Origin of the sequence: Enterococcus sp. 5B3_DIV0040 (genome assembly GCF_002140755.1) — a bacterium.
GTDB classification, from domain to species: Bacteria; Bacillota; Bacilli; order Lactobacillales; family Enterococcaceae; genus Enterococcus_D; species Enterococcus_D casseliflavus.
Genome location: NZ_NGLC01000001.1, coordinates 2,433,665 through 2,445,966 on the forward strand (window position 1 = coordinate 2,433,665; position 12,302 = coordinate 2,445,966).

Below are 12,302 nucleotides of genomic sequence, written 5' to 3' on the forward strand. Positions count from 1 at the left end.
AATAAAAACGGCCTTTTAAATAAGACCGTTTTTGACAAACTCGATGCTTTTTTTCTAGATGACAATATCGATATCCTCGGGTAAGAGGCTCTTGTAAAAATATACTTTATTCCGCTTTGATTCTAAAACCATTAGAATAATTTTTTCGGTGCAGTCTTTCAATACCTGTTTAAATACTGCTTCCCCTTCAGTATTCTCAGTGGCTCCTTTTTCTTCATCGTATCCCCTACAAGAGAGAAGCGCAAGATCAAAATGATAGGTCCTGAGCTGGTTGACTGCTGTAACTGAATTAACGGTAAACTTTTTGTTCGTTACCGTCCCGCCAACGATGGTCACCTCAGCAGCAGTATGTTCCGATAGTAGTGCGGCAGTTAGCACACTATTGGTTACCACTCGTAACCCATGAATTTTTTTCAGGTAAGGGATCAGGTGCAAAGCTGTGCTAGAACTGTCTACGAAAATGGTCATATCGTCCTCAATATACGTCACTGCACGTTCTGCAATTCTGCGTTTTTCTTCATCATTGACATAATTCCCCACTTTTGTCAGATAAGCCGCATCGACCTTCTCTGAATCGATCAGCATAGCACCACCTCGGGTACGTCTGATTTGTTCTTCGTTTTCCAGTTCAATCAGATCGCGTTTGACCGTAGCATCACTATAATGTAAGAATTCAACTAATTCCCCCAGAGAAGCAAATTTCGTTTCATTTAAATACATCATGATTTTCTGCTTACGCTCATCTTTTGCTTTCCCCATACATAAACTCCTTTTAAAAAAGAAATTCCCACCAATTTAATCCTGTGCCAATCAATCATTTCCTATATTATCTCTGATAAAAACTTGCTTTGTCAACCGTATTCAGCAGTGTCAATTTATGGCGTACAACAGTTTTCACATCTTCTATTGGTTGTACATATACTTGATTTGGTTCATACATAGCAGGGGTTTCCGTCAATACTTTTCTGACTGAATCAAAAAATACGGATTTCAAATCAGAACTAAGATTTACTTTGCATACGCCATATTTTACAGACTCTCGCACTTCATGATCTGGGTTTCCTGACCCACCATGCAATACAAATGGTAAAGCAATACGATCGTTCAACTTTTTCAACAAATCGATGTTCAGTTTAGGGATGATATTTTTTGGATACAACCCATGAGCCGTTCCGATCGCAATGGCAAGGGTGTCAATGCCGGTAGCGCGTACAAAGTCTTCGGCTTGGTCGACATCTGTGTAAATAATTTCTGCAGCTCCCCCTTCTGCGGAGCCGTTGTTCCCAATCGTACCAATTTCTGCTTCAACGCTGACACCAACCGTATGTGCCAGTTCAACAACTTCTTTCGTGATTTTTTTATTTTCTTCGTAATCGGCTAATGATGCATCGATCATCACCGAGGTATAGCCATTACGGATCGCACGCATGACATCGTAGATTGATCCCCCGTGATCCAAATGAATAACGACTGGTACCTTACTTTTTAATGCGTACTCCCGCACTGTCGCTATGAAACAATCTCCTAAGTATTCGATCTCATCAGGATGAATTTCTAAAATGACTGGTGCATCCTGTGCCTCAACTTCTTCCATGATTGCTTTTAACATATCAAAACTGCAAATATTAAATGCTGGAACAGCAAATTTATGTTCTTTTGCTACAGCAAGTAATTCTTTCATTGTCATTAACATTGTGACATTCCTCTTTTCTTTTGATTCGTTGCGCTTCAACCTATAAATAGTTTCTAAATCAGTTTTCCTTCATCGGTTGGTTGGCGTTCCATTTCAGTTCTAGATTTTTTCAGAAATCCTAACATCAATGCTGTAACCACCGTTCCAGAAACGATTGCCACGACATACATCAACGGATTGTTCAATACATTGGGAATCGGTAAGATCCAGATACCCCCATGTGGAGCTAATGAAGTTACGCCGGCGCCCATTGATATTGCAGCAGCGGTTGCTGAACCTGCCATCAAACTAGGTATTACTCGTAATGGGTCAGCGACAGCAAATGGAATCGCACCTTCAGTAATATAAGATAATCCCAAAACCCAGCAAGACTGAGCGGAAGTTCGTTCTTCTTGAGTAAATTTTTGCTTAAACAAGATAGAAGCTAAGGCAATGCCTAGAGGCGGTGTCATCCCGGCAGCCATACAAGCCGCAATTGGTGCATTAACTCCTGCCGACATCAAACCAATACTAAAGGTTGAAATCGATTTATTGATGGGACCGCCCATATCAGCTGCCAGCATAATGCCTATCAGTAAGCCGAATACCACACCACTCGTAGAACCAAGTCCATTAAGCCAATTCGTCAAAGCATCCAATACATAAGAGATTGGTTTATCAATGAAATAAAACATGGCAAAGCCAGTCACAGCAACTGAGATCAAAGGAACAATAATCAACTGATAGAGTGCGGCAAATGATTTTGCTACTGTTACTTTATTCGCTAAATAATCCGTAGCATACCCAGCGAGTAAACCACCAACCATCCCACCTAAAAAACCAGATCCTCCACTTGCCGCCATCGTTCCCGCAACCAAACCAGCGGCAAAGCCCGGTCTACCTGCAATGGAAGTGGCAATTCCTGCTGCAAGTGCAGGAACCATCAATGCAAAAGCCGTATTCCCACCAATCGTGCTTAAAACTTCGGCAATTTGATTGTATGAAGGATCGCTAGGATCAGCTGCATTGATCCCAAAAGCAAAACTAAACGCAATTAAAATTCCACCGGCGATAACCAAAGGCAACATGTAATTAACGCCATTCATGAAATGATTATAAATGCCAGCTTTCTTTCCAGATTCGTTTGAAGCATGCTCGGCTTGGGCAATCGTGGTCACTTCTACCCCATCTATTGCCTCTTGAATTACTTTTTCTGGTTCTCTGATTGCTCTTGCGGTTGACACTCTTTTAACTTTTTTTCCAGCAAATCGGTCGGTCTGTACTTCTTTGTCAACCGCTAAAATGACAACCTCTGCCTGTTGAATTTCTTCTGTACTCAAAATGTTTTCGACTTTTACACCTTGTGTCTCGATTTTGATTGTATATCCCAATGATTTTGCCGTTTTTTCCAGTTTTTCAGCAGCCATATACGTATGCGCAATTCCAGTCGGACAAGCAGAAATACCGACAATTTTCATACAGGTTCCCTCTTTTCTGATTGATTTGATTGAATATTGTTAATAATATCTGAGGCGTCTTCTGCCTTTTTTACTGCATTTCGAAATCCTTCGTGCATCAACAATCGTGCGAGATTGCTTAAGATGATTAAATGATCGTCAGTACTCTTTTCAGGTACTGCGATGACAAAAGAATAGGTGACTGCCGTTCCGTCAATTGCTTGATAATCAGTAATTGGACTCGACTTTACGAAGGCGATTGCGGGTCTTAGCACTGCCTTACTTTTTGCATGAGGAATACCAAAATGATCCTCAATCCCAGTAGAGGTTTGTTTCTCGCGACGAAATAAATCGTTTTTGTACTTCTTTATATTACTGATAACTCCTGAGGACTCGAATAAAACAGATGCTTGAGTAAACAATTCTTCTTTTGTCCGAATTTGTTCATCAAATAAAATGAATCGTTCATCAATCAGTTGACCGATATCCAATTTCAACACCTCCATTTTTTGTAATCGTTTTCGAAAACTTGCCTAAACTATACCATCGTGAACTAAACAGTTCAATGCTATGAGCTATTTAATGCAAATAGACGAAAAAAAGTGGGATAAGTTCATAAAAATGATCTATAAAAGTCAAAAAAAAGAACAAAGAACGACAAATCATCGTCCATTGCTCTCTTATTTCGATTAATACCTAACCTATACTAAAAAATTTTTTAAAAGAAGAACCGTAAGTAAATCTCTACTTTTCTTCCATTTCCGATATCTACACTTACAAGTCATTCTTTCGAATCAACGCTCATGTAATAAAACATGAATCAACGCTTCCCCCCGCGTTGATAGGAATCATTGTACGCTTGAAAGGACTTATCGTGAAGTTTCGCCGCTGCATCTGCCAACCAGTTGACATTTCTGATCAATGCGCGGCCTTGTAAAACCAAATCCACTTGATTGGTTTGCAAAAGATATTCGCAAAGATCAGGATTATCCAATAAACCGACTGCTGTTACGGGAATATCGACCACTTGCTTGATAGCTGCAGCAAAGGGCACTTGGTAGCCATCATAGATCGGAATATTAGGCTTTTTATCCACCACACCGCCTGTGGAACAGTCAAGACAATCAATGCCATCTGCTTGAAGCCATTGGGCTACTTGCTGCCAATCTTCCAACGAATTTTGGCGTCCTGGTTCTTCATAGTCTGTCAGTGACAAGCGCATCCACAAGGACCCAGAAAAGACTGCTCGAACTGCTTGTACCGTTTCTTTTACAAAGCGATACCGATTCTCTAAGGAACCACCATACAGGTCGGTTCGTTGATTGACGAGAGGCGAAAGAAATTGATCCATCAAGTAGCCATGAGCCCCATGAAGTTCGATCATCGTGACACCCGCTTTGGCTGCTCGTTGGGCAGCCTGAACAAAACTATCTTGCACCCGTTTGATTTCCGACAGGGTCATTTCTGACGGTAACGGGTAGCGTTCGTTAAAGGCAACGGTACTTGGTGCCAAAGGATTGGTGGCATCAACTGCTTTTCGTCCTGCATGGCTTAGTTGGATGCCTACTTGCGCATCGAACCCATGCAGCAGTTCCACCAATTTCGTCAGCTCTGTTTGCTGCTCTTCATTCCATAACCCTAGATCATTGTTTGTGATTCGTCCGTCTGGTTCAACGGCAGTCGCTTCAATAATGATCAAGCCGACTTTGCTTAATGCTCGTGCCCCGTAGTGAACAAAATGAAAGGGTTCCGCAACACCGTCTTCTTTTTTTACTTCATACATACACATCGGCGACATAACGACGCGGTTGGCCAATGCTAAATTCGCTAGCTTCACTGGTGACAATAATTTGGACATGCTGACACTCCCTCAACGATTCTTCGCTTTGTATTTTTCTCTATATTCAGTATAAACAGCCCCTTCAAAAACACAAGCAATGACCCTTTTTCTCATTTTTAAAACAAAAAAATAGACGCATTCTGCTTGCTCCCATGACATTGGAACAATCAGCTGCCTCTTCCCACTATTATTATACCGCATCCAGAGTCAAAAAAATAGACTAGTATTTTTGGTGGATGCTCGTATAATTGAGATACTTTGGAGAATGGATGTGAGTCTGAATGAACGACCTAAAGGCTGAAAAGAAGCATCTCGCAGACACGTACCAGCAATTGCTGACGCGAAAGACAGGGCTGAGCAGTTTCTTGACTGAAGGCAGAAAAAAAGATCGCCTTGCGATGCAAAGCATCGGCGAAGAGATTCGCTTAAACTTTGATAATTTTGCTGACCGTTTAGATACTTTTGCTGCCATCGAAAGTAAGAACCGTGAGATCGACCAAATGAACGCCGCTCTTCAATCTGCTGAACGTGAATTAGCTGCCATCGACCGTCTACTGGATAGTCCCTACTTTGGTAAAATCTCCCTACAGTTTGAAGATGAGGAAACAATAGAAGATTTTTACATTGGGATCAATGGTTTTGTTAATGAAAATAAGGAAGGGCTGATCTATGATTGGCGCTCCCCAATTGCCGAATTGTTCTATGCCAAACGCTTGGGCCCAGTCTCTTATCAAGTGAACAATCAGACGATTTCTGCCGCTCTTGAACATCGCCGACAATTTATTATCGAAAAAGATCAATTGAAGCAAGCCTTCGATACCTCAGTCGCGATTCAAGATGAAGTGTTACTGGCAGCCCTTGAGGCCAATAATAGCAAAAAAATGCAAGACATCACTGCTTCGATCCAACACGAACAAAACGTCATCATCCGTGACTTAGCGCATAAAAACCTACTGGTCAACGGTGTTGCTGGAAGCGGAAAAACGTCTGCTGTCATGCAACGGATCGCCTTTTTGCTGTACCATTTTCGTGAAGAGATGACCGCAGAGAATGTCTTGATCCTCTCCCCGAACTCTCGGTTTATTGATTATATTTCGCAAGTGCTGCCTTCCCTCGGTGAAAAAAATCCATTGACGTTGACCATGCGGCAGTTTTGCCAAGCATTTCCTAGTGTTGACTTAGAATCGGAAGAGGCGTATTTTGACCGCATCCAGCAAACACCCAGTGAAGCAATCGACCTTTTGCGCAGTGCTGACTTCAGCCGCTTTCTTCAATCCTTGAGCAAACAGCTGCCAGAAGAACTTGTGCTTCAGTTTAAACCAATCAAAAGAAAAAACGTCGTCCTTTTTTCTGAAGAAACGATCGACACTTTCTTCCAAGAGACACCGAAACAGGCATCCTTGCGCGATCGCATCCAAGCAGTCAAAAAGAAATTGGCTTACGCTTGGGAGGAACGACTGCAAAAAAATGCCTTAGCAACAAATGTTCACGACCAAGTTCGTTCTTTGACTGAAGACGAACAGCGCTCCCTATTAGGGACAGTTTTAAAGGATGATTCAGAAAAAACAATTCAGAAAGCAGCCATTCGCCTCCTGAAGAAAAAATACGCAACGGTTTCCAAACAAATCAAAGACCTTACTTGGTTTGATACGAAACGATTGTTAGCAGACAGTGCCGACTATTTTACTCACGGACAGATCACTTTGACGCAAACAACAGATAGTTTGGATTATACCGTTTGTCTATTGCTGATTCGTCATTTGCTCGCCGAAAAACAACCTGTCCCTGCGTTACGCTATCTGTTTATCGATGAAGTCCAAGATTATACGCCAGCACAAATTCAGTTTCTATTATGTCTTTTTCCTATGACCGCTTTTACCCTCGTGGGGGATCAGCAACAGGCGATCTTTACAAGTGCCATCACCGTATCAGAAATCCAAACGTTATTTCAACAACAGGCGAAATTCCTCGAAACGTATCAGCTGACTACGAGTTATCGTTCTAGCGGTGCAATCACGCGGTTATTTGCCCAAATGCTCCCAAAAAAAACCAATTTAAACATCTCTGCCGTTCGACCAGAAGGAAAGTTGCCACAGTTTTATGCCAATCTGCCTGACGTTGCGTTAGTAGACATAGTAAAGGAACTTAAGCAACCAGTAACGATCATCACCAAAGATAGTCGATCCAGTGAGGAGCTCAAACAGTTCTTCGATAAACAGGCCGTGTCATTTCATGGAACGGTTTTACCGATTCATCTTGCCAAAGGATTGGAATTTAAGCAGGTCCTCTTATATGATGTCTCAGAAGAAAATTATCATACCGATCAAGACCGGCGAATTCTCTACACGGCGATTTCTCGTGCAATGGAAGAACTGGTGGTAACTTCAAAAGGAACCTTTTCGCCGTTTCTCACTCCTTGAATAGTAAAACGAGAAACCTCCTACTTTCTATAGAATCTTGATGAGATTTGAGAGAACCCTGTCTTGCCTCTCTGAGTAGTTCTCTTATCTGATTGATTTAGAAAGCTATCGATCAAATAAAAAAGCATCAACGCGATTGCGTTGATGCTTTGCTTTTGAATTGATTAGCGATGGATGTAAGTATATCCAGATGCGTTCATCGTAGCTCTATTTGGTCCACCAGGACTGTCAAAGCCCATTCCGCCTTGAGAGATTGTGATGGTATTGTTTGATGGGTTGTATGATTCAACATAAGCAACGTGTCCATAAACTGGATCAGCAGTCCATTCGCCACCAACTGATTGACCAGCGGCAAAGACTACAACGGCACCGGCTGCTGGTGTACCATTGACAGTGTACCCATCAGCTGCAGCTGACGCACCCCATTGTGCTCCGTTACCCCAGTAAGTACCTACCCATGGTGCAACACTTTTCACGTACCAAGTACATTGACCCCAAGCATACATGTTACCTGAGCTTGAATGATCTTTTCCGCCGCCAGTAGAAATACTTCCGGTAGAATTATTGTTTGATGAAGAGTTTGAGTCTGAGTTACTTGAGCTTGAATTGCTTGAACCAGTGTTTGAAGAGCCTGCGTTCGATGAACTTGAGCTGTTAGAACTGCTGGTATTGCTTGAGCTTGTGTTGCTTGAAGAACTACTTGTTGCTGTTTCAGTAGAAGCTGTTGTATTCTCTGTCGTGCTTTCAGTTGATTGAGCAGCAGCTTCTTGTTGTGCTTCTTTCAAAGCAGCAGCTTGTCTTTCTTCTTCTGCTTTTTGAGCAGCAGCAGCTTCTTGTTGTTCTTTCAAGATACGGGCTTTTTCAGCTTCCGCTTCTTGTTTTTTCTTGTTCAATGCATCTTTGTCTTTTTCAGCAGTCGCTTGTTCTGCTGCTAAGTTTGCTTTCAAGACATTTAAATCAGCTTGTTTTGCTGCGATGGCATCTCTTTGTTGGCTAAGTTCTGCTTGGTTCGCAGCAACTTCTTGGATTTTGCTTTCGTTTTCTTTGACTTTGTCTTCAACATCTTGTTTGTCTTGTTTTTGTTGTTCAACTAAATCATTGTTTGCATTGACAATCGTTGTCATCGCTTGTACGCGACCGATAACATCCGTTAAAGAATCTGCTTCTAAAACAGCATCAATGAAATTGGTGCTTTGACCGTTAACTTGTACATCACGGGCTTGCTTTTGGATTGCTTCTTCACGTTTGGCAATACGCAATTTCAATGTTGCGATTTTGTCTTGCAATTTCTCAGCTTCTTGACCTAACTCAACTTGTTTCGCTTCTAATGAAGCAACTTTTGCACTCACTGTTTCAATTTCTGCTTCTAGAGAATCGATTTGTGATTGGGCGTCAGCTTGCTGACCTTTAAGAGAATTGATTTTTTGGTCTTGCTGCTCGATTTGATCATCAATGGAATCTGCAAATGCTAATGCAGGTGCTGCAACTGCTGTTAATGTTAGTGAACACACCATTAATGCTGATAACAAACTATTCTTCACTCGTTTTTCCTCCGACTAGCTGGTTGATTTGACAGATGAACTGCCTTTATAAAAACTTAATTTTGTCTAAGAAAGTTTAATGTTCGATTTAACGACAAATGAATTCTACCATAATGATATGACACACAGATAAAGGAAATGTTACAAAAATGTTTCAATCTAACACTCCCTTTATCTCAACGATAAATAACAGGACAATTAAAGACCGTTAAATCAACGTTTCTGAATAAATTACCGCGTTTTCTTTTCATTTTCATCATCAAAACTAAAATCAATTCATGTTATCTTTATCGAAAATAAAGCTAATTCGTCAGGGTTTAAAGCTTGATCACACTTTTTTTAATAAAAAAAACTATGAAAACAAGAAATCATTCAAAAAAAGACCATTTATGTGACAAGATCCCTATTCCTTTCTATAATAAATAAAACAAGCGAGGAGGGAATCGCGATTCGTACACACAAAAAATGGTTTTGGCCATTGGCACTACTTACACTTTTTGTCACCTGTTTCCTGTTATTCTTTCAATTTCGTAAGGTGCATGAAGCCGATACTCCATTGCAACAGGCGAGCAACAGTGAGTTTTGGCTCTTAAGTGATATTCATTTTCTTTCCTCCACGCTCCATGATAACGGCGCAGCCTTTCAGACCTTCACAAAGGGAGCTGCTGGCAAAGAGATGACGTATCAAGAACAATCGATCGAGGCCTTCACCGCTCAAGCCTTAAAAGAGAAACCCACGGGAATTATTTTGACCGGTGATATGACGCTCAATGGCGAGAAAGCAAGTGCTCAAGAGTTGGCAAGATTGCTTGAACCATTGCAAGAAGCTGACATTATGGTTTTAGCATTACCTGGCAACCACGAGATTTACAATGGTTGGGCGCGAGCATTTAAAGGTGAAAAGGAATACTACGCAGATCAAATCAGTCCTGAGGATTTTCAAACGATTTTTGCTGAAGGTTACGAAAAAGCCAACAGTATCGACAAGTCTTCCCTTAGCTACAGCATTCAGTTAAACGACAAGTATCGTCTCTTTTTGCTCGATTCATGTATCTACGATTCTGAGGTTAATTGGGATGACCCTACTACGAATGGTGAGTTGAAACCGGCTACTCTAACTTGGTTGGAGGAGCAATTAACCCTGACGAAAGAAGCGGAGCAAGTACCACTGGTCTTTTTGCACCATAACTTGTTTGGTCATAATGAACTCTTACAAGACGGTTATGTTCTCGACAACGCCTCTGAGACTGTCGCTTTGTTGGAACGCTTCAACGTGCCAGCCGTTTTCTCTGGTCATATCCACATTCAAGACATTAACGAAGGGAATGATTCGCTTTATGAAGCAGTCACTGGGTCTTATTCAACAGCAGAATTAGGCTACGGCGTCCTTTCTCTTTCTGACAAGGAAATCAACTATGAAGCTCGGCAGATTGATCTCGATGCTTGGGCGGCTGAAACGAAGCAAACTGATGAACAGTTGCTGAACTATCAAAACTACCAGAAAAGTATTTTTGAAAAAGACACCGACCAACTGGTCCGTGACCAATTGTCCGCAGTGTCTGAACTGTCAGATGCCCAGATGACAAAACTTTGCACGTTTGTCACGAAGTTGAACACTGCCCTTTTTACTGGCAATGATACTTACTCAGCCGAAGAAAAAGCTGCCATCAAAGACTCCGAGGAGTATCAGTGGTTAGCGACCTATTCTTACTTTTTGAAGCAATATGTCGATTCAATGCTGGACGATCAAACCGATGATCGCAAGCTGACGATCCCCCTCACAGCAGAATAAAGCTAAAAAGTGTCTTCTTCCTTTCTTTTAGGAAAAAGACACTTTTTCTTTTCTAATGAACGATAGCCCTCTCGTTTGGGTAAACGAGAAGGCTATCTGACGAGTCAATATTTATTCTTTGAAAGTGCAGCATACTATTACTACTATTATTTATTTCTCATTTAAACGATACAATCCCTAACCTCTATTGTATCCTTGTAACTCTGAAGTTACGCCAGGTTTGAATAAATTTCTTCAAAACAAGTAACGTGTGGTACAAAAATATTTGTCGCTTATCAATAACTATACCACGCAACAAGGCGCCGACGGAAGTAAACTAGCTTATTCTTAATCATTACTTAAACAAAAGGTATTGTTTTCAAACAGTGTTGCTCCTTTAAGAATTCTACGTGAAGCGATCAACCTTCCTGTCATGCATATCTGCTAACCATTCCTATAAGGGAATTCCTTTTATTCAATAGGCAAGTCGTGCTGTTTTAAGAAAGATAATTTATCCCAGTAGCCTCTTTGAAATAAAATTTTATCATTTACTATTTGAAAAAAACCGCAGCCTCTCAAACCTAAGGGGTCACGCCACTCTAAAATTGCCCATTGTCCATCTTCGAAAATGTTCTCAACGATACAAACCATGTTTGCGTTAGAAAAATCTTGCTCAAACATCTGCTTGATCGCTTCTTTCCCAACAACTGGCTCATTGGCAACCTGGTGGTTTATTGCATTCTCATCATATAATTCTGAAATACATCCTACATCTGCCTGATTAAACGCATCAACCCATTGGCAAAGTATTTCTTTTGGCTTCATATAAATCCCCCTCGAAATGTAATCATCTTTGTTCCAATCGCAATAAAAAAAGCAGCTAATTTGTACCAATATATTCTACTTTTACAATTCATTCAAGACAATATCGATGAAACGAATAAGAAATATCGATCTTTCACATCGATTACTCTTGTATAAGTACGGGGTACCATATATTGAATCGTAGCATGTTTTGCTTTACCTGTTTCTTTATTCCATTCACATGAGTCATGCCATTTGAATCACTAGTAATCATTGCTTTTAATGGTAGCAACGCCACTAAACCTATTCAACCACTTTATTAATTTATTGAATACGGTATACAGCCCCTCTTTCTTTTTATACGCTTATCATCGAATGAGAAATCATAGGTAAGTAAACCGCGACGCTTAGGGCTAGTTGAATAGTGAAATCAAAGATGTACTATTTACCATGTCAGGTCCTCAAAACCTGCAACTATTCTCTTGTAGCAGATCATCAACACCCGATCCATTTCAATATTTATATAAAATAAAACAAAAAAAGCGAGAACCCAATGGATTCTCGCTTGTTAACGTCAATTAACCTTTAACGATGTTTGTTGCTTGTAAGCCACGTTGGCCTTCTTCAACGTCGAAAGTCACTGCTTGACCTTCTTCTAAAGTTTTGAAGCCGTCGCCTTGGATAGCTGAGAAGTGAGCAAATACATCATTGCCGTCTTCACCTGTAATAAATCCAAAACCTTTATCTGCATTAAACCATTTTACTGTACCGTTATTCATAAACGTATACCTCCATAT

Annotated in this window: 10 protein-coding genes; 2 read left to right on the top strand and 8 right to left on the bottom strand. The window is 40.8% G+C overall.

What is annotated here, in order from left to right:
* Window positions 1–54: 54 nt before the first annotated feature.
* The 5 genes from A5883_RS11470 to A5883_RS11490 all read right to left on the bottom strand — a co-directional run bounded on the left by A5883_RS11470 (window position 55) and on the right by A5883_RS11490 (window position 4,987).
* Complete coding sequence (locus tag A5883_RS11470) at window positions 55–759, bottom strand: DeoR/GlpR family DNA-binding transcription regulator (RefSeq protein ID WP_016610590.1); 705 nt, start codon at window positions 757–759, stop codon at window positions 55–57.
* A 67-nt stretch (window positions 760–826) separates the two neighbouring features.
* Window positions 827–1,693 (bottom strand): ketose-bisphosphate aldolase, encoded by an 867-nt coding sequence (locus tag A5883_RS11475; protein WP_086338603.1) that lies wholly within the window; start codon window positions 1,691–1,693, stop codon window positions 827–829.
* Between the two features lie 53 nt (window positions 1,694–1,746).
* The gene (locus tag A5883_RS11480) at window positions 1,747–3,150 is read right to left on the bottom strand and encodes a PTS fructose transporter subunit IIC (protein ID WP_016610587.1); all 1,404 of its coding nucleotides are present in this window, start codon (window positions 3,148–3,150) and stop codon (window positions 1,747–1,749) included.
* Window positions 3,147–3,629, bottom strand: coding sequence for a PTS sugar transporter subunit IIA (locus A5883_RS11485; protein ID WP_231473535.1), 483 nt, complete (start codon window positions 3,627–3,629; stop codon window positions 3,147–3,149). The genes A5883_RS11480 and A5883_RS11485 overlap by 4 nt, the downstream gene beginning before the upstream one ends.
* A 320-nt stretch (window positions 3,630–3,949) precedes the next feature.
* On the bottom strand, window positions 3,950–4,987 hold the full coding sequence (locus A5883_RS11490; RefSeq protein ID WP_016610585.1) for an NADH:flavin oxidoreductase/NADH oxidase: 1,038 nt from the start codon (window positions 4,985–4,987) through the stop codon (window positions 3,950–3,952).
* A 263-nt stretch (window positions 4,988–5,250) separates the two neighbouring features.
* Between A5883_RS11490 and A5883_RS11495 the strand changes: the two genes are divergently transcribed.
* Window positions 5,251–7,389 carry a HelD family protein gene (locus tag A5883_RS11495; protein WP_086338604.1) on the top strand — a complete coding sequence of 713 codons (2,139 nt, stop codon included), beginning with the start codon at window positions 5,251–5,253 and terminating at the stop codon, window positions 7,387–7,389.
* A gap of 164 nt (window positions 7,390–7,553) precedes the next feature.
* Here A5883_RS11495 and A5883_RS11500 read toward each other — a convergent pair whose 3' ends face one another.
* Window positions 7,554–8,930: a CHAP domain-containing protein gene (locus A5883_RS11500; protein ID WP_034858235.1), complete on the bottom strand. Its 1,377-nt coding sequence runs from the start codon at window positions 8,928–8,930 to the stop codon at window positions 7,554–7,556.
* Window positions 8,931–9,321: 391 nt separating this feature from the next.
* Between A5883_RS11500 and A5883_RS11505 the strand changes: the two genes are divergently transcribed.
* Window positions 9,322–10,722 carry a metallophosphoesterase gene (locus A5883_RS11505; RefSeq protein WP_086338605.1) on the top strand — a complete coding sequence of 467 codons (1,401 nt, stop codon included), beginning with the start codon at window positions 9,322–9,324 and terminating at the stop codon, window positions 10,720–10,722.
* Between the two features lie 450 nt (window positions 10,723–11,172).
* Here the strand turns inward: A5883_RS11505 and A5883_RS11510 are convergent, their stop codons facing one another.
* On the bottom strand, window positions 11,173–11,526 hold the full coding sequence (locus A5883_RS11510) for a nuclear transport factor 2 family protein (RefSeq protein WP_086338606.1): 354 nt from the start codon (window positions 11,524–11,526) through the stop codon (window positions 11,173–11,175).
* A gap of 557 nt (window positions 11,527–12,083) precedes the next feature.
* The gene (locus A5883_RS11515; RefSeq protein ID WP_005225331.1) at window positions 12,084–12,284 is read right to left on the bottom strand and encodes a cold-shock protein; all 201 of its coding nucleotides are present in this window, start codon (window positions 12,282–12,284) and stop codon (window positions 12,084–12,086) included.
* Window positions 12,285–12,302: the final 18 nt, after the last annotated feature.

Bases quoted from the DNA above. Each gene is read 5' to 3' on its own strand.
- A5883_RS11470 (WP_016610590.1), bottom strand. From the start codon at position 759: ATGGGGAAAGCAAAAGATGAGCGTAAGCAGAAAATCATGATGTATTTA.
- A5883_RS11475 (WP_086338603.1), bottom strand. From the start codon at position 1,693: ATGTTAATGACAATGAAAGAATTACTTGCTGTAGCAAAAGAACATAAA.
- A5883_RS11480 (WP_016610587.1), bottom strand. From the start codon at position 3,150: ATGAAAATTGTCGGTATTTCTGCTTGTCCGACTGGAATTGCGCATACG.
- A5883_RS11490 (WP_016610585.1), bottom strand. From the start codon at position 4,987: ATGTCCAAATTATTGTCACCAGTGAAGCTAGCGAATTTAGCATTGGCC.
- A5883_RS11495 (WP_086338604.1), top strand. From the start codon at position 5,251: ATGAACGACCTAAAGGCTGAAAAGAAGCATCTCGCAGACACGTACCAG.
- A5883_RS11510 (WP_086338606.1), bottom strand. From the start codon at position 11,526: ATGAAGCCAAAAGAAATACTTTGCCAATGGGTTGATGCGTTTAATCAG.
- A5883_RS11515 (WP_005225331.1), bottom strand. From the start codon at position 12,284: ATGAATAACGGTACAGTAAAATGGTTTAATGCAGATAAAGGTTTTGGA.